At 46.0% G+C, this 16,793-nt stretch carries 15 protein-coding genes and 1 tRNA gene; 13 read left to right on the top strand and 3 right to left on the bottom strand.

Features of this window, described 5'->3' with window-relative positions; translation table 11 throughout:
• Nucleotides 1-212: 212 nt before the first annotated feature.
• The 4 genes from QUA03_RS20130 to QUA03_RS20120 all read left to right on the top strand — a co-directional run bounded on the left by QUA03_RS20130 (nucleotide 213) and on the right by QUA03_RS20120 (nucleotide 3,018).
• Nucleotides 213-818: a DUF1517 domain-containing protein gene (locus QUA03_RS20130; RefSeq protein ID WP_333214329.1), complete on the top strand. Its 606-nt coding sequence runs from the start codon at nucleotides 213-215 to the stop codon at nucleotides 816-818.
• A 101-nt stretch (nucleotides 819-919) separates the two neighbouring features.
• Nucleotides 920-1,801 (top strand): hypothetical protein, encoded by an 882-nt coding sequence (locus QUA03_RS20125; protein ID WP_333214328.1) that lies wholly within the window; start codon nucleotides 920-922, stop codon nucleotides 1,799-1,801.
• A gap of 24 nt (nucleotides 1,802-1,825) precedes the next feature.
• Nucleotides 1,826-1,906, top strand: coding sequence for a hypothetical protein (locus tag QUA03_RS29055; protein ID WP_445242648.1), 81 nt, complete (start codon nucleotides 1,826-1,828; stop codon nucleotides 1,904-1,906).
• A gap of 77 nt (nucleotides 1,907-1,983) precedes the next feature.
• Nucleotides 1,984-3,018: an S-layer homology domain-containing protein gene (locus tag QUA03_RS20120; protein WP_333214326.1), complete on the top strand. Its 1,035-nt coding sequence runs from the start codon at nucleotides 1,984-1,986 to the stop codon at nucleotides 3,016-3,018.
• A gap of 95 nt (nucleotides 3,019-3,113) precedes the next feature.
• Here QUA03_RS20120 and QUA03_RS20115 read toward each other — a convergent pair whose 3' ends face one another.
• On the bottom strand, nucleotides 3,114-4,679 hold the full coding sequence (locus QUA03_RS20115; RefSeq protein WP_333214324.1) for a peptidoglycan-binding protein: 1,566 nt from the start codon (nucleotides 4,677-4,679) through the stop codon (nucleotides 3,114-3,116).
• 134 nt (nucleotides 4,680-4,813) lie between these two features.
• Between QUA03_RS20115 and alr the strand changes: the two genes are divergently transcribed.
• The 4 genes from alr to QUA03_RS20095 all read left to right on the top strand — a co-directional run bounded on the left by alr (nucleotide 4,814) and on the right by QUA03_RS20095 (nucleotide 8,484).
• On the top strand, nucleotides 4,814-6,016 hold the full coding sequence (alr, locus tag QUA03_RS20110; RefSeq protein ID WP_333214322.1) for an alanine racemase: 1,203 nt from the start codon (nucleotides 4,814-4,816) through the stop codon (nucleotides 6,014-6,016).
• 246 nt (nucleotides 6,017-6,262) lie between these two features.
• Complete coding sequence (locus QUA03_RS20105) at nucleotides 6,263-7,111, top strand: mechanosensitive ion channel family protein (RefSeq protein WP_333158594.1); 849 nt, start codon at nucleotides 6,263-6,265, stop codon at nucleotides 7,109-7,111.
• Nucleotides 7,112-7,158: 47 nt separating this feature from the next.
• Nucleotides 7,159-8,298 (top strand): patatin-like phospholipase family protein, encoded by a 1,140-nt coding sequence (locus QUA03_RS20100; RefSeq protein ID WP_333158592.1) that lies wholly within the window; start codon nucleotides 7,159-7,161, stop codon nucleotides 8,296-8,298.
• A gap of 97 nt (nucleotides 8,299-8,395) precedes the next feature.
• Nucleotides 8,396-8,484: transfer RNA gene (locus QUA03_RS20095), tRNA-Ser, on the top strand.
• A 154-nt stretch (nucleotides 8,485-8,638) separates the two neighbouring features.
• Here the strand turns inward: QUA03_RS20095 and QUA03_RS20090 are convergent.
• Nucleotides 8,639-9,577, bottom strand: coding sequence for a serine hydrolase (locus QUA03_RS20090; protein WP_333159904.1), 939 nt, complete (start codon nucleotides 9,575-9,577; stop codon nucleotides 8,639-8,641).
• 108 nt (nucleotides 9,578-9,685) lie between these two features.
• Here QUA03_RS20090 and QUA03_RS20085 point away from each other — a divergent pair, with 108 nt between their 5' ends.
• Both QUA03_RS20085 and QUA03_RS20080 read left to right on the top strand, forming a co-directional pair.
• Entirely contained in the window at nucleotides 9,686-10,393 is a 708-nt protein-coding gene (locus QUA03_RS20085; RefSeq protein ID WP_333159902.1) for a C40 family peptidase, read from the top strand.
• 52 nt (nucleotides 10,394-10,445) lie between these two features.
• Nucleotides 10,446-11,450 (top strand): glycosyltransferase family 2 protein, encoded by a 1,005-nt coding sequence (locus tag QUA03_RS20080; protein ID WP_333159900.1) that lies wholly within the window; start codon nucleotides 10,446-10,448, stop codon nucleotides 11,448-11,450.
• Between the two features lie 133 nt (nucleotides 11,451-11,583).
• Here the strand turns inward: QUA03_RS20080 and QUA03_RS20075 are convergent, their stop codons facing one another.
• Entirely contained in the window at nucleotides 11,584-12,756 is a 1,173-nt protein-coding gene (locus tag QUA03_RS20075) for an IscS subfamily cysteine desulfurase (RefSeq protein WP_333214320.1), read from the bottom strand.
• Between the two features lie 96 nt (nucleotides 12,757-12,852).
• On the opposite strand from QUA03_RS20075, the gene QUA03_RS20070 reads away from it, so the two are divergent.
• From QUA03_RS20070 to ldpA, 3 genes are all read left to right on the top strand, one after another.
• Nucleotides 12,853-13,521, top strand: coding sequence for a hypothetical protein (locus QUA03_RS20070; protein ID WP_333159897.1), 669 nt, complete (start codon nucleotides 12,853-12,855; stop codon nucleotides 13,519-13,521).
• 215 nt (nucleotides 13,522-13,736) lie between these two features.
• Nucleotides 13,737-15,059: a four-carbon acid sugar kinase family protein gene (locus QUA03_RS20065; protein WP_333159895.1), complete on the top strand. Its 1,323-nt coding sequence runs from the start codon at nucleotides 13,737-13,739 to the stop codon at nucleotides 15,057-15,059.
• A gap of 438 nt (nucleotides 15,060-15,497) precedes the next feature.
• The gene (gene ldpA, locus QUA03_RS20060) at nucleotides 15,498-16,649 is read left to right on the top strand and encodes a circadian clock protein LdpA (RefSeq protein WP_333159893.1); all 1,152 of its coding nucleotides are present in this window, start codon (nucleotides 15,498-15,500) and stop codon (nucleotides 16,647-16,649) included.
• The last annotated feature ends 144 nt before the right edge of the window (nucleotides 16,650-16,793 follow it).

Here is a 16,793-nt window from a genome sequence, read left to right as displayed (position 1 = left end):
TGTTCGTACTTCATATTATGGGAGCTAATTTTTTCTTTTATTTTACCTAGAACGAGCGCACTTTCGCAAGAGGTCTAGTCAAAGCGAGACAGTACGCTGCCGAGGCGATCGCTCAAAATGCCCTCGATATCAATCTGAGGTTAGACGGCAAGAGTGCAAATCGCCTGCTATCGTTGGAAATATAGCCCTACAGATTACAACTAGAGGTTATTATGAATGCTTGGCGCGATCGATTCAATCAATTTACAGGTAAAACTAGATTGGCAGTTTGCCGGGTGTTCGTTCACCTAACAGGCGAAGAAGTTGCACCGCTGTTAGGAGTTCTCAATCGCACCGCCAGAGAAGCAATTGATGCCGATGGCGACATAGCAGTTTTAGGAGAAGGTCTTGTAGAAATTTGCAATCACCTGTTGCAGTACGACAACTACTGGCAAGCAGCCGCCAATGAAGGCGATGTTTTTTGGAATGAAGGCGAAGCCGGCGATTATGTGGATGAACTTTTCACTGATTCAGCCGATCGCTATCTCAGCGAGCCTCAATACAGTACATCTGTTTACGATAAAAAATCCCCCTTGTCTTTGCCGGTAACTAGAAATGTGGTGGTGATGCTGACAGTTGCTTATGAAGGCGAAGTTCCTGCCCTAGAAACTGACCTCGCTGACATCAGCGCGCTTAAAGTCGGTTTAAAAGCACTGATTAATTTACATTACCAAGAAAGGCTCCGAGCTGTGCAAGTTCACTTTTCTCCCGCACAGTTGGGAGACGAACTTACCAACGACCAAGTGTTGGTCAATTTCCCAGAACTTATTCCCCTTTAAGGAAGGAGTAATTAGTTATTAGTTATTAGTTATTAGTTATTTGCTACCAATGCGCGCTGCCCCATGCGCGATGCCCAATGCCCAATTACCAATTACTATTTATGATGCTGCGAAGACTGACAATTTATTTAATGGCTTTAACTTTTTTATGGACGGCAACCGCCTGCGGTTCTCCTAGTAGACAAACTTCTACAAATCCTGCTGGCAATCCAAATATTAACACAGTGCGTCCTGCACCAAACAATAACTTGGCTCAAGGTCAATATCCTGTACAGCAAGCTACCTACGACGATGCGGATGGCGAATACAGTTTGATGTTGCTGAATACTCCCGCCGGCAGTCCCCCAGTTTACCGGACTAGGGATTTGCAAATGGCTCGCTTAACAGATGAAGAAATATCAGCAGGCAAGAAAAGTTATCTAAACTTGGATAACAATCAAGCGGTTTTGCATTTGACAGAAGATTTTAAAATTGAGTACGTCCACAACGTTACCGAAACTGTTCCTAATCCTCAAACCGGTCAGCCACAAACCGTAGTAGTACGGCAGCAATCTGGCTTCTGGGCGCCGTTTGCTGGAGCTGTTGCCGGTCAGGCGATCGGCAGTTTGTTATTTAGACCGCAATATTATATGCCGCCAGTCTATCAGCCGGGAATTATGACAGGATATGGCGGCTATGGCAATACTTACGGTCAAGCTGTTAACCAATATCAAACTCGCTACCGAACTCCGCCTCCAGAGGTGAGAAACCGTCAAGTTTTAAGGACAACCGGCCGCCTGCGATCGCCCACATACAACCAGCCAGTAAGACCCTCAGTACGTCCAAATGGCAATCGATCGACCGGTTCGGGTTACGGTGGCAGCACTTTGAGGCGATCGCCGCAGCCACGTCAAAATCAAAACAAGCGGCAGCCAAGTTTTGGTAGTGGCAGGAATTCTCGTCAACCGAGTCGGAATCGCTCTTTCGGGAGTAGAAGGCGCTGAGTTGAAGATGGCAAAAATCAGCAAATGACATCGGTAAAAGTTGATTTTATATATTCTCCCGATGCCACGCCGCCGCAGGTAGGGAGAGTGAAAACTTTGGAATAATTGATTTAGCCTTCTCTGTTTCCCCCAGACCAAAAAAATATGTGATTTAATTTCTACATTAGTATGTAGGTGACAATATGTCTTCTTCACAACCCCCGTCAGGGGAAAGAAATCCTCTAGGATTGGATGAATTGATTGCTATCTTGGTTGCCTTCGGCACGATGGGAGCAATTTTATTTTGGGTAACAGGTAAAAATCCCGATCGATTGAATGCCAGAAATTGGCAATTTCCAGCCGTTTTTTCTCAGCCTGCTGTTACGCCCGCGACTCCGGGAATATTAACGCCAGAATCGCCAAGTTCGGATTTGCGATCGCCTGCTGCAACCCCCGTTCCGTTAAAACAGGATGTCGCACCTGTTGCACCTTTAGGGCCGATTTTACCGGAAAATCCTCCCGTGGGTGTAATCGTTGTTCCTCCCAAGCCAATTGCGCCATCGACTCCCAATCCAGCAATTACCCAACCCAAAGCCGATAAACCCAAAGCCGATAAACCCAAAGTTGGGCCCGTTAGATTCTCCGATGTTCCAGACAAATATTGGGCGCGTCCGTTCATTGTCGCTTTAGTCGATCGCAAAATCTTTACTGATTTCACCGACAGCAAATTTCGTCCCGACGAACCGATGACGCGAGCCGAACTAGCGCGCTTAATTCAGCGAATGTCCGACGACAAAAAGCCGATCCGAAAACCCATTGATTTTAAAGACGTAAAAGACAAGAGTCCTGTCGCTCCTGCGATCGACCACACCGTCACAACTGGATATCTTAAAGGATACCCAAACAATGAGTTCCGTCCCGACAAAAATATTCCCCGTGTCGAAGTCATCGCAGCTTTAGCGAGCGGTTTGAGCCTGAAACCATCAACAAAAACAACCAAAAGTTTACAAGTTTATACAGACAGGGCAAAAGTGCCGAAATGGGCAGTTAACAAAGTAGCAGCAGCCACAGAAGCTGGCATTGTTGTCAACCACCCGAAGCGCGCACTTTTGCAGCCGAATAGAACAGCAACTCGCGCTGAAGTAGCCGCCATGATTTACCAAGCTATGGCCAAAAAAGGTCAAGTACCTGCTAAGTCTTCTGAGTATGTTGTGAAGCCTGTAAAGTTGTCCAAGTAATATTTTAGGGGCGATGCTCAGAGCAACGCCCCCAATAACATTTAATCGCTCTTGTTTGTAGTCAGGACTGAAGCCCTCACTACGAAGCACCTAAATTAATCTTGAAACACCATAATGCTGCCCGAATAGCAAGCTACCCAAACCTGATTAGTTTCCGGATCGTAAGTAATCCCGATCGGGCTGGAATTAACCTTCACTGTTTGCAGCACTTTCATATCGCTAGTCCTAACTTTGCTAACAGTATTCGAGAAATAGTTCACCACATAAATTAGTTTTCCCTGATCGGAAATTGTCATGCTGCGAGGTGCTTTTCCTGTCGAAACTTTGTCCACCACTTTACCAGTTTGTAGGTCAATTTTTGCTACATTTCCTTCACCGTTCAAAGTTGCATAAAGATACTTTCCATTGGCATCGATCGTCAAATGACGCGGCGCATTGCCAATATTTCTCAGCCATTCTACCGAAAAGTCTATCAGATTAACTTTCGCAATATTGGAAGAACCCATGATGGCAACATAGGCATTTTTTGAGTCGGGAGTGACAACAATACCCCGAGGATATGCACCCAGTTTTACACGCTCGATTTCGAGATTTTTATTGATATCAACTACGCTCAAATCCCAACTGCACCAATTGCTAGCGAGGGCGAAGCGATTGTCAGGCGAAACAGCATTGAATTTGGGAACTGCACCGACAGGAATTACCTTTTCTATTTTCAAAGTTTGGGTATTGATGCGGTACAGAAAACTTTGGTCGTGTTTTGCCGCTGGAGAACACCTGTCGGTTCCCGGATTGCTAAACCCCGATCCGTACATTTTGTAGTTGGAGACGTAGGCATATTTTCCATCGGTTGAAAAAGCAGCTTCTACGGGAGAGCCTTTATAATTGCCTTTGAATTTAGAAAAGCCGAACTTCGACAAGTTTACTGTATCGGGAATAGTCTTGACTAATTTAAAGTTCCTGTCGTAAACTGTGATTGTGTGGCGGTACATCATGTTTTGAGCAAAAAACAAGCCGTCTCCCGAATAAACTATTGATTTTGGCGATATATTGCCATAAATTGTTTTTTTCAATGTCATTTTTCCTTGAGTGTTGTCGGGAGGATTTACTAACGTTGTGGTTGATAATTCCCTTGTTTTATCCTCGGAATTTTCTGTTTTAAATGGTGGCAAAGACGGTTCTTGGGGCTGATTTTTAGTTGGATCTTCTAGTTCGTTTGTGTTTTCTGTGGCGGTAGGAGATGGCGAAGATTTATCGACATTGGGCGAGATTTTTTTCGCAGCTTCCATGCTGGCGTCTTCCGGCTTACCTTTCAGTGCTGACAAGGTTTTAGGGCCAACAATTCCGTCAACTTTCAGGTTGTTCTCTGCTTGAAACTTTTTCACAGCAGCCTGGGTGAGAGAACCGTAAAATCCTGTAGCCTTACCGCGAAAATAGCCTGCGTTTTGTAGAGTTTTCTGGAGTTCGGCTACTTCCGGGCCTGAATCACCTTTTTTGATGGCGAGTGCGGGATTGACTAAGTTGAAAATTGTGAGAGCGATCGTAAAGAAAAGTAAAGCAGAAGAGGCTAAATTCAGGTGCCTTTTTGAGTGGGTCGATCGAGTTTGACCCGCAGCCGTTTCCCAAGTTTCAGCTAAATGTAGGTAGGCCAGTCCGTCCATAGTTTTTACCGGGTATTTTTGGTGCTATGATACACCAGTTAACTTTGATGAAAGAGAGAATCTTATTATAATCAAACTTAGGGTAAAATCTCCAAGCAGTTTTTAATGGTGTAAGCAAGTAGGAGCGATCGACAATGTGGAGTGGGGAACAAACAACCGCAGAATCAACGACAAAAGAATCCCGCCAGACTTTGCTGTGGGACGATAACGGGGGACTTTGCCAGCGGGCTTGGGTAGAAATCGATTTAGCAGCTTTAACTCACAATGTAAAACAGCTTAAAAAACTCTTATCTCCCGATACAGAACTGATGGCAGTTGTGAAAGCGGATGCTTACGGGCATGGTGCTGTTGCAGTCAGTCAAACAGCATTGCAAGCAGGTGCTAGTTGGCTGGGAGTGGCGACAATTCCCGAAGGAATAGAATTGCGAGAAGCTGGGATAGAAGCGCCGATTTTGCTGTTGGGGGCAACCCATACAGCCCCACAGGTAAAGGCGATCGCCCATTGGCACTTGCAGCCCACTATTTGTACTGCCAAACAAGCCCTAATTTTTTCGGAAGTTCTCGCCGATATCAACCAATCTTTGCCAGTTCACGCTAAGTTGGATACGGGAATGTCTCGCTTGGGTACACCCTGGCAGGAAGCTACAGAATTTGTGCAATTAGTCAAGCGGTTGCCCAATTTAAAATTAGCCAGTATTTACTCTCACTTGGCGACAGCCGACAGTCCAGACCCCGCAGTTATGAGAGAGCAGCACCAGCGGTTTCAACAGGCGATCGAGCAAATTAAAATAGTAGGAATTAACCCTCCTCGCCTCCACTTGGCAAACTCTGCTGCCGCCCTCGCTGACCCGGATTTGCACTACGATTTAGTGCGAGTCGGTTTAGCTACCTACGGTCTTTATCCAGCACCTCACTTACAGTCGAGATCCAATTTGAAGCCCGCAATGCAGGTAAAAGCTAGGGTAACGCAGGTGAAAACAATTGAAGCAGGAACCGGCGTCAGTTACGGCTATCAATTTATAGCTCAGCGGCCGACACAGATTGCCGTAATTGGTATCGGCTATGCAGATGGTATTCCGCGCAATCTTTCTAATAAAATGCAGGTTTTAGTCAGGGGTCAATTCGTGCGGCAAGTGGGCGCGGTGACGATGGATCAGTTAATGCTGGATGTAACTGACATTCCAGATTTAGAAGTCGGTGAAGTGGTGACGCTGTTGGGCAAAGATGGGGAATATCAAATTACTGCTGACGATTGGGCCGCGACTTTAGGAACTATTTCGTGGGAAATTCTCTGCGGTTTTAAACACCGATTGCCCCGCGTAGCAGTACACTATTAACAATAGTCCGGCAGGGGTTTAAACCCCTGCCTCATAGCTAAAGTCGGTTGAAACCGACTCAAGATTTTGAGCGAGTAAATTATTGATTTTAGTCCTCTTTGAGAAGACTTTAGCTATGAGACAGGGGTTAAAACCCCCTGTCGGACTCTCCGACTTATGCAGAAGACTGAGACTGCGTTTACCAATGCCCAATGCCCAATGCCCAATGCCCAATTCTCAATTTCCAATTCCCAATTTCCAATTGATATGACAGTTATTCAGAAGTTTTTACCAATAGCCCAAACCTTCTATTCTCAGCTAAATGCAGAAAGAACACAAGCCTTGGAACTAGCCCAAGAATTCTCGAAAAAATTCGTAGAATTGGGGTTTAAAATTGTACCTCAACTGCTGTGGGCGATCGGCATTTTGTTAATTACGCGATTTGCGATCAACTTTGCGGGGCGCGTGACTCGCCGTGCACTGAGTCGCACCGAAGCCACGCTGCGGAAATTCTTAGTTCAAGCTGCTGAAATTACGATTTTGGTAGTGGGAGTAGTCGCCGCTTTGAGTCAGTTGGGAATTCAAACTACCAGTGTGGTTGCGGTGGTGGGTGCAGCGGGTTTGGCCATTGGTTTGGCGTGGCAAAATACTTTGTCGCACTTTGCTGCTGGGGTAATGTTGATTAGTTTGCGACCCTTTGAAGTCGGAGATGGGATCGAAGCTGGCGATGTTAAGGGAGTGGTGGACAGCATCGGGATTTTTTCAACAACTGTGGTGACAGACGATCGCATAAAAATTATTGTCCCGAACAATCAGTTGTTTAACGGTACACTGAAAAATACAACGGCAATGGGAACGAGGCGAGTAGACTTGAAGATTGATATTGGCGATCGGCCAATTCGTCCAACTGTAGCTGAGTTATTAGAAATTGCCCACTCTCACCCGCTGGTGCTGGAGAATCCGCCCCCGACTTGTTTGGTAGCCGAGATTACTCCCGATACAACTATTTTATCTCTCCGACCTTGGTGCGCGTCCGTGGCCTACGAACAAGTGCGATCGCAAGTTCAACAATACGTCAAAGAGGCAATGGATGCCGACCAAAATCAAGAACCATAGATATCTCTCTAAAATCTCAAACCCAAAATTGATCCGAGGTATTTCCCATGAGCAAGTGGTATCCCCAGCAAATTTTGCAAGAACCCGGTGTCAGAATCACTGCCACCGAGAAACAAACAATTCTTAGCAAATTTCCGCCTCCCGACGACAACGGTCAAATCTATGCCGACGGGGTTTTTGAAGGCGGTGGCGTGCGCGGAGTTGCGTTTTTAGGAGCACTCAGGTGCTGCAGCGATTTGGGCATCAACTGGCGAAAATTGGCCGGCACTTCTGCCGGTGCAATTACTGCGGCAGTATTGGCAACCGACTTGTCAATTGATGATTTAGAGGAAATTTTAGGACAGCTCGATTACAGCCTATTTTTAACTCAAAAAAACAGTCCTCTAATTTTAAACGGCGACCCCGCCGACGACTTGCAATCTCCTGCTTGGACGCTGCTTTTCTTAACAGTTAGCCGTCAGATGGGAGAATATTCGGCGCAGCCATTCCGGCAGTGGCTGGAAGCAATGCTCGGTCGAGGTAACTTGCACACTTTTGCCGATGTCAAACAAATCGTAAAAGACCGGGAATTAAAAGTAGTAGTATCGAACCTTACTCGCGGTGAAATGTTGGTGCTGCCCGACGACTTACACCGACGCGAATCGACGGATTCCGATCCTTTGTACGAGCAGTTGCGACTCAAAAGCGCTGAACATTTTAGCGTTGCTGAAGCCGTTCGGTTGTCGATGAGTATTCCGCTCTTTTTTGAACCAGGAAAACTCGGCGATGACTTAATTGTAGATGGCGGAATTTTGAGCAATTTCCCCCTGTGGATTTATGACAAACAATCCGTCGGTGCGACTCTTGTGGCACCGCGCTGGTTTACCTTTGGGTTTCGATTAGTCGATACCGGAATTGAGACTAAAGCTAAGATTGATACTCCCCTGTCGATGCTGGCGGCGATGTTCAGAACGATGATGAAAGCAAGAGACCGCTATCACCAGCGAGAAATGGATAAGGGCAGGGTGATTAATATTGATGTGACTGAAGCTGGGGTGACGACGACGGACTTTAATCTCGATGGCGATCGCAAGGCTCACCTGTACCGCTTGGGGTATTTGTATACTAAGAGGTTCTTTTTGAGTTCCAATTTTAGTTGGGAAAAGCACTTGAAGGCCAGGGGCTTTGGGGAAGAGGCTGGAGGTTGATGTCGCGAAAAGTATACAGAGTAAGGGATTGAGGAATTTTTAAATTAGGGGTTGGCAAGAATAAGATGTGTGTGCTATAGTTAGTTACTGTCATCTTGGAGAGGTGGCTGAGTGGTCGAAAGCGGCAGATTGCTAATCTGTTAAGGGTGTTAACATCCTTCGAGGGTTCAAATCCCTCCCTCTCCGTTTTAGAGCTTCTAGGAAAAAATTCCTTTTAATCAAATTTTTGGACGGGATAGAAGCCCATACCACAAAATTTCCATGTGGGATGGGCTTCTAGCCCGTCCCAATTATTTTTGCAGTTCAAGTCTAGTCTAGCCGCAATAATCAACTACTAAATCTAATTCAATGTCTTCATCGCTTCGACAAATTGCCGCGATATAAATGGCAAAATCTCTTCATTCTTGCTATTCTCTTTCCCCTCGGTAAATACAACCAACAAATACGGCCGCAAACCGGATATTTCAATATAAGCAGCATCGTGACGCACTTGACTTGTCAGTCCCGCTTTTGACCACAATTTTGCTGATTCTGGCAATCCCCCGCCTAAAAAACCTGTAACTTGATTTTCGGGATCTGCCTCTAATTCTGCTGGGTCTAAACTGCGTTTCATTAGACCCATCATTTCTTGCGATGCTTGGGCAGAAACAGCTACGCCGCCGATTATACTGTGCAGCAAACGCGCCGCTGCATTTGTAGTCAGCATATTTCTATTTTCCATTAACTCTCCCAAAACTGCTCGCTCGCGACCGTAGGGGCCGTCACACCAGGTTTTCTGATTGACGTTAATATTTTGTAATTCCGGCCAATCTAATGATTGAAAGTAACGGTTGACGATGTTTCGCTGCTGTTTCCAAGTTTCAAAGGGGGCGGGTGATAATTCTGGGCCGCTGGTGGTGCCGGTGAGGGCGTCTACTACTAAACTGGTGGCGTCGTTGCTGGAATCAACTATCATATCTCGGACGGCGCGTTCTAATTCTGGCGAGGTTTGAATCATGCCTTTTTGCGCCCATTCCCAGATGGCAACGAGGTAGAATAATTTGACGATGCTGGCTGGATAAATTCGTTCGGAAGCTCTAGCGCTAAAACCTCGCGGTTGATATTTCCAAAATTCTTCTGCACTCAGGGCGCCGCCTGTATTGACTCGCACTGGGGGATCGTAGACTATCCAGGTAATGGCTATACGATCGCCACTTAATCCTGTAAATTCTGACAATGCGGAGTCTATAATGCTACTGCCGAGGTTTTCTAATTGTTCGTCTTTGTGAAAAAATGTCATGGTTAATGGCTGACGGTTAACGGTTAACGGCTAGCAGCTAATGGCAATCTATCGTTAAATGCGAACAATAAATGCGAACAATTAACAGCACACAATGAGCAATTAGCAATGGCCAATTATCAATTATCTGATGTTGTGGAGTACCGGGCCCGATCGCACATAAATATTTACGATTCCCCAAAGTGCGATCGATTGGCAACTCAAGCAGCGCTGGGGCGACATTTGCGCGTCTTTGACCCCCCCCTAAGACAGAGCGATGTAAACTTGGATACAACGGCTGTGATGGTGCGGCTGTGCGAAGATGATTATCCGGGATGGCTGGATATTCGAGATGTTGAGTTGCTCGCTCCGACAGAAACATTGTACAATCCTCTCGTGGTTTCTGAGACCCAAATAAAGGAAAAATTACCACTTGTAATTACTTTTGCTCGCGAGGCTATGAACCAATCCAATTATTATCTTTGGGGCGGTACAGTTGGGCCGAATTATGATTGTTCGGGCTTGATGCAAGCTGCTTTTGTGGCTGCGGGAATCTGGTTGCCGAGGGATGCTTATCAGCAGGAAGCTTTTACTAAACCTATTAGTATCAGTGCTTTAAAACCGGGAGATTTAGTATTTTTTGGTACGCCTGAAAAAGCAACTCATGTAGGATTATATCTCGGAGATAATCGCTACATTCACAGTTCTGGAAAAGCACAAGGTCGCAACGGTATCGGTATCGATGTTTTGTCGGAGGATGGCGATCTAGTCAGTCAAGCTTATTACCAGCAATTGCGGGGATATGGTAAAGTTGTGGAAAGTTATCAACCTAGTTAGTTGTTGACGGTTGACTGTTGACGGTTGACTGTTGATATTATCGAATAAAAAAATGGACGCTGCATTATTTTTGGAAAAATTGGCGAGACAGCAAGCTGAGGCTGAGGTTGTTCTCGATGTTTCGGTGGTGGTGCCGGTGTATAATGAGGTGGAAAGTTTGCCTCATTTGATTGAGGCGATCGCCTCTTCTATCCAACCATCGGGACTCAGCTATCAAATTATTTGTGTAGATGACGGTTCTAAGGACGGTTCTGCTGAACTTCTGCAGCAATTAGCCAGCACTCGCGATGACCTTTGTGCTGTAATTTTGCGCCGCAATTACGGGCAAACTGCTGCCATGTCGGCAGGTTTCGATCGCGCTCGCGGCCGTGCTATTGTTACCCTTGACGGCGATTTGCAAAATGACCCGGCTGATATTCCGCTGTTGTTGGCAAAGTTAAATGAAGGCTACGATTTAGTTAGCGGCTGGCGCAAAAATAGGCAGGATAATACTATTAGCAGGTTGATTCCTTCTAAAATTGCAAACTGGTTAATTGGTCGCGTTACAGGCGTAACTTTGCACGACTACGGCTGTTCTTTGAAAGCTTATAAATCAGAGTTGGTAGCAGACTTGAATCTGTACGGGGAATTGCACCGCTTTTTGCCAGCGTTGGCGTTTATTGAAGGGGCGAGAATTGCAGAAATGCCTGTGCGACACCACGCCCGCCGTTTCGGTCAAAGTAAGTACGGAATTTGGCGGACTTTTCGGGTGTTGATGGATTTGTTAACTATTTCTTTTATGAAAAAGTTCCTGACTCGACCGATGCACGTTTTTGGACTTTTGGGACTGAGTTCTATGACCTTGGGAACGGTTTTAGGAATTTATTTGACAGTCTTAAAATTGGGTTTTGGTCAAATTATTGGAAATCGTCCTTTGCTGATTTTGGCTGTAGTTTTGCTGTTGACTGGCGTGCAGTTATTTTGTTTTGGTTTGCTGGCGGAAGTGATGATGCGGACTTATCACGAGTCGCAGGGAAAACCGATTTATCGGGTGCGCGAGGTGTTTGGTTCTAAGTAAGGGTTCGATACCAATTATACTCTGCCATAAAAAGAGGGAAAGTTTTGAGTTGTAAGTTAAATAATTTAAAACTCAAAACTCAAAACTATTTCCTAATCTTCAATTCTCTCATCTAAAATCTCAAATTTCAAATCTAAAATTGATTGACTTTTTGAGCTTGTCGGAGAGATGTAATAGTTGCGATCGCGTGTTCGGCGACTGCATCTATTTCGGCTTCGGTATTGAAGCGGCCAATACCAAACCGAATTGAAGCATAAGCTAATTTGTCCGATCGCCCGATCGCTGCTAAAACATGAGATGGAGATATTTTCGCCGAAGTGCAAGCAGATCCAGAAGAAACTGCCGCCGCCGGTTGCAAACCCAACATCAACGCTTGACCGTCAACCCCGGCTACACTAATATTGAGATTCCCCGGCAATCTCTTCGTAGCGTGACCGTTGAGAAAAACATCGCCCAATTCACTCAATTTTTCCCACAAACGCTGGCGCAAATTAACCACTCGTTCTGTTTCCGACGGCATTTCTGCAATTGCCAATTCTACTGCTTTGGCAAACCCAACTATTTGCGGTGGGTAGAGAGTTCCCGATCGCATTCCCCTTTCGTGGCCTCCTCCGTGCATTTGCGGCGCTAGCTGCACTCTCGGTTTGTTGCGGCGCACGTAGAGAGCACCGATCCCTTTTGGCCCGTAGATTTTGTGGGCTGTCAAGGACATTAGATCGATATTCATCTCCTCTACGTCGAGGGGAATTTTGCCGATCGCCTGTGCCGCATCTGTGTGAAAAAGAATGTCATTTCCGCGACAAATTGCAGCAATTTCTGCGATCGGCTGGATGACGCCAATTTCGTTGTTAGCTGTCATCACTGAAACTAAAATTGTCTCGGCCCGAATCGCTTTGATCAAATCGCCTATATCAATCAGCCCGTCGCTTTTCACCGGTAAAACAGTAATGTCAAACCCCAATTTTTGCAAATAGGTACAGGGGTCGAGAATTGCATTGTGTTCGGTTTTTACTGTGATAATGTGCTTTCCTTTACTGAAATAAGCTTCGGCGATGCCTTTGATCGCTAAGTTATTTGCTTCGCTTGCACCGCTGGTAAAAACAATTTCTTCGGGGGAAGCATTTATCGCTTCTGCTATGATTTGTCGTGACTGTTTTACTGCTGCTTCTGCTTCCCAGCCGTAGACGTGGTTGATGCTGGCTGCGTTGCCGAATTGTTCGGTGAAATACGGCAGCATCGCATCAACTACCCGTGGATCTACCGGGGTTGTGGCGTGGTTGTCGAGGTATATAGGACGTACGGACATAGTGCAGTTTTGGTTTGAAAAAGTGTTAGGTTTATTGTAGACGAGCCCCTTGTTCTACTACAAAACTTTATAATTAACATATATTTGTAAAGATTTATGCGAGCTGACATTCAGGGATTAGAAATTACTCTCGGTGAGCTCAAGCACCTCACCGGCGCCGGGCCCGAGCGCGTATACCGGCCGCCGACAGCGACTAAGTTTGCCCGCGAAGCTTTGAAAACTGTCGGTTTAATTGTTTTGGTTCTCATCAGTTGTTGGCTGCTGGTTGCGATATTTCCTAGAGCTTATTTGTGGTGGTTCGCCCTTCACTTCGCTGCGATCGTCGGTTTAATCTTTGAGGATGCGTGGAAAATTCAGTGCAGCCGCCAAAACCCACATTTAATCAATCTTTTTGATGATGTCGATCGCTATAATGGTATAATCAAAGCGATCGAAATTAACGATAGGATAGAAGATGCCGGCAATGTGGCAGTAAAAATCGGCGATCGAGCCAAAGTTATTCAAGCTTTGCAACTAATCAGAGACGATTTAGTTCGAGCTTTGAAAACTGAAAGAATTCTTAGGGAAAACAAAAAATTTGTCGCTACTAACTCAGAATTATTTGCCAATAACTTAAAAAATTTGAATGCCCTCCAAATTAGCGATCGAGCCAGCGAACAGGGGCGATTGCTCAACGAAGCTTTGCAAGTAGCCGTGGGAGTTCAAGCAGAAATGAAAAAGTTGCAAGATCGAAACGCTGCTAATTTTAAAAATGGCAAAAGTTAGTAGCGTCCACGGCTGCGTGCGCCTCTTACCCAGTAGCAATATGCAGCTTACTGAACCGCAACAGGCAGGATGCCTGTTCCACTCGAACTCAAAGACATTTTTAAAATTATGAATTAGGAGAATTGTTGAAAAAATATCATAATTATTGTAAATTTTTTCCTGTTACGTAACAGGTAAGGATATCTTGGAAAGGTGACGTTAACAACCAGGTCAGTATGTCTTCTGCCAAACCCAAGATTATAGTTCTCGACGACGATCCGACTGGTTCTCAAACCGTGCACAGTTGCTTGCTGCTGACACGTTGGGACGAAGACACCCTGCGTTTGGGGCTGCGGGACAAGTGCCCGATTTTCTTCATACTGACAAATACTCGATCGCTAACTCCCGAAAAAGCAGCCTCCGTCACCCGCGAAGTGTGCCAAAATCTAAAAAGGGCGATCGCCAGCGAAAAAATCGAAGACTTCCTAATAGTTAGCCGTTCCGATTCTACCCTGCGCGGTCACTATCCCATCGAAACCGATGCGATCGCCGAAGAACTTGGCCCCTTCGACGCCCATTTTCTAATTCCCGCCTTTTTTGAAGGAGGCAGAATTACCCGCCACAGCGTGCATTACCTAATGGTTAACAGCGTCGCAACGCCTGTACACCAAACCGAATTTGCCAAAGATTCAGTCTTCGGCTACAGTCACAGTTACCTGCCAGACTACGTAGAAGAAAAAACCAAAGGTCGCATCAAAGCTGATGCAGTCGATCGCATTTTACTTGCAGACATCCGCTACGGAAGTTTAGATCGACTGATGGAGATGAAAGACAACCAATGTGCAGTTGTTGACGGCGAAAGCCAAGGCGATTTAGACACATTTGCGAAACACATTCTCGCTGCTGCCAGTCAAGGCAAAAAGTTTTTATTCCGCAGCGGGGCGAGTATTTTAACATCCTTAGCTGACCTCGGCCCGCAGCCAGTAGCAGCCGACGAAATGGCAAAATACGTGAGGGACGGGAAACCGGGTGCAGTAATAGTTGGTTCCCACGTTAAGAAAACTACTGAACAATTGGAACGCTTGTTAAAAGAACCCAATATAGTTAGCATTGAAATAGATGTATCTCACTTGTTAGAAGATTCATCAGAGTATCGCACCCAAATGCTCGATGAAACTCTCGAAAAAGTCCGCACTTCTCATGCCGATGGTAAAACGCCTGTAATTTATACCAGCCGCAAGGAACTCGAATTTGACAATGCAGAAATTAGGTTAAAATTTGGAGAAGCGGTTTCTGCTTTACTGATGGATATCGTGCGGGGACTGCCTACCGATATCGGGTTTTTGATTAGCAAGGGCGGCATTACTTCTAATGATGTTTTGAGTACAGGTTTGTCGCTAAAAAGTGTCAGGCAAATCGGTCAAATAATCGCAGGTTGTTCGGTGGTGAAAACCGATGCAGATCATCCTCTGTTTCCCAATTTACCCGTGGTTTTGTTTCCGGGAAATGTGGGGGATAGCCATGCTTTGGCTACGGTTTACAAGCGGCTGAGCAAGTAGTAGAGCTCGTTGAATCGCAGATTAACGCAGATGAATGTAGCTTCAAGTTAGGGAGTAGAATGTTCATCTGCGGTTCGTCGCTGGGTTTCAATGCTCGATCGAACTTTATGGCAATGACGACTGCACGGCCACTTCCAAAAAAATCTTTAGTCTACTTTTTCCTTGCCAAATCCACCGAAATATGATATCATAGAAATTCTGTCCGTAAGTCAACGTGTCACTCAAGCCGATCGCCAAAGTGGAAAATAGCCTCATCGTTAGGCACTATCAAAAAAATTAGATTTCTCAAAAATACTTACCTCAGAACTCTACATATAGAGCCAACAGCACCAGATATACTGCTATCAGTAGCGTTTCCAGCTTGTACCCGCCTAAATTTTCAAATTAAGTAGAAATTTCCACATAGTAATTTTTAGCTGAAAGGATTAGCATATAAGGGTGACAGAACATTATCATCCCCTAAACTCATTAAAAGATGGCCATTGGTTCAAGCTGATCTGTGGGGCGAGCTTTCAACACCTGCCTGCTGTACGGAATCTCACCTTGGCTTACACCTTAGCAGGCGCTGACTGTATCGATGTCGCGGCAGATCCCGCCGCCGTCGCCGCAGCGAAAGAAGCCCTACAAGTGGCCAGCGAATTACAGGCAAGAACTCAAAACCGCAGGTTTGGCGGCAAAGGGTTGCCGTTGCTGATGGTGAGTTTAAACGATGGAGAAGACCCGCATTTTCGCAAAGCCGAATTCAACCCAGCCGATTGTCCGGTGGACTGCTGGCGGCCGTGCGAAAAAATATGTCCAGCCGAAGCAATAGTTTTTCAGAGTGCTGGCAGTGGTTTTTCCGGGGTGATAGACCAGCAATGCTATGGCTGCGGTCGCTGTCTGCCGATTTGTCCGAGCCAACTAATTTATACTCGTTCTTACGTGTCTGCTCCCGCCGCGATCGCACCTTTAATCTTGCAATCCGGTGCGGACGCCCTAGAAATCCACACGCAAGTAGGCAGAGAGGCAGATTTTGCGCGACTTTGGTCGAGCATAGCTCCCTGGGTCGCTCAACTCAAGGTAATAGCAATTAGTTGCCCCGATGGAGACGGTTTGATTGATTATTTGCGGACACTCTATCAAATAATTTCCCCCCTTCCTTGTCCGCTAATTTGGCAAACGGACGGTAGGCCAATGAGCGGAGATATCGGAACAGGAACTACTAGAGCCGCGGTCAAACTCGGTCAAAAAGTTTTGGCTGCCCAGTTGCCGGGATACGTGCAACTTGCAGGCGGCACTAATGCTCACACTGTCAGCAAATTGAGAGCCGAGGGACTGATGAAGGATGCCGGGAAAAATTCGTCAGATCCCCCTGTTCCATATATTGCAGGTGTAGCTTACGGCAGCTATGCCAGGGTTTTGCTATCGCCAATTTTAGAACAGTTAGAAACAATGCAGACCGATCGAGCCTATGCCGTTCCGGTGGCAGTCGCGCGGCCAGGAGCCGGAGTTCAAACATCTCGGCTACCTCAGCTCGAAGCCGTCCCAGAACTTCTCTCACAGGCCGTAAGTTTAGCTCGTTCTCTAGTTTCCCCGCTCAAAGAATTTTAGTCAGTAGTCATTAGTCAGTAGTCATTAGTCATTAGTTAGTGGTTAGTAGTTAATTCCAACAACAACTGGCAACTGACACATAACAACTGGCAACTGACACATAACAACTGGCAACAGACTAAAAAGTTGAAAACGTCACCGAAC

The sequence above is a fragment of the Microcoleus sp. S36b_A4 genome (assembly GCF_036700645.1).
Classification (GTDB): domain Bacteria; phylum Cyanobacteriota; class Cyanobacteriia; order Cyanobacteriales; family Microcoleaceae; genus Microcoleus.
This window is presented reverse-complemented; position numbering and strand designations above follow the sequence as displayed.

Bases quoted from the DNA above. Each gene is read 5' to 3' on its own strand.
- alr (WP_333214322.1), top strand. From the start codon at position 4,814: ATGTGGAGTGGGGAACAAACAACCGCAGAATCAACGACAAAAGAATCC.
- QUA03_RS20070 (WP_333159897.1), top strand. From the start codon at position 12,853: ATGCGAGCTGACATTCAGGGATTAGAAATTACTCTCGGTGAGCTCAAG.
- QUA03_RS29055 (WP_445242648.1), top strand. From the start codon at position 1,826: ATGACATCGGTAAAAGTTGATTTTATATATTCTCCCGATGCCACGCCG.
- QUA03_RS20075 (WP_333214320.1), bottom strand. From the start codon at position 12,756: ATGTCCGTACGTCCTATATACCTCGACAACCACGCCACAACCCCGGTA.
- QUA03_RS20115 (WP_333214324.1), bottom strand. From the start codon at position 4,679: ATGGACGGACTGGCCTACCTACATTTAGCTGAAACTTGGGAAACGGCT.
- QUA03_RS20100 (WP_333158592.1), top strand. From the start codon at position 7,159: ATGAGCAAGTGGTATCCCCAGCAAATTTTGCAAGAACCCGGTGTCAGA.
- QUA03_RS20120 (WP_333214326.1), top strand. From the start codon at position 1,984: ATGTCTTCTTCACAACCCCCGTCAGGGGAAAGAAATCCTCTAGGATTG.
- QUA03_RS20085 (WP_333159902.1), top strand. From the start codon at position 9,686: ATGGCCAATTATCAATTATCTGATGTTGTGGAGTACCGGGCCCGATCG.
- QUA03_RS20105 (WP_333158594.1), top strand. From the start codon at position 6,263: ATGACAGTTATTCAGAAGTTTTTACCAATAGCCCAAACCTTCTATTCT.
- QUA03_RS20080 (WP_333159900.1), top strand. From the start codon at position 10,446: ATGGACGCTGCATTATTTTTGGAAAAATTGGCGAGACAGCAAGCTGAG.
- QUA03_RS20125 (WP_333214328.1), top strand. From the start codon at position 920: ATGATGCTGCGAAGACTGACAATTTATTTAATGGCTTTAACTTTTTTA.
- QUA03_RS20130 (WP_333214329.1), top strand. From the start codon at position 213: ATGAATGCTTGGCGCGATCGATTCAATCAATTTACAGGTAAAACTAGA.
- QUA03_RS20090 (WP_333159904.1), bottom strand. From the start codon at position 9,577: ATGACATTTTTTCACAAAGACGAACAATTAGAAAACCTCGGCAGTAGC.
- QUA03_RS20065 (WP_333159895.1), top strand. From the start codon at position 13,737: ATGTCTTCTGCCAAACCCAAGATTATAGTTCTCGACGACGATCCGACT.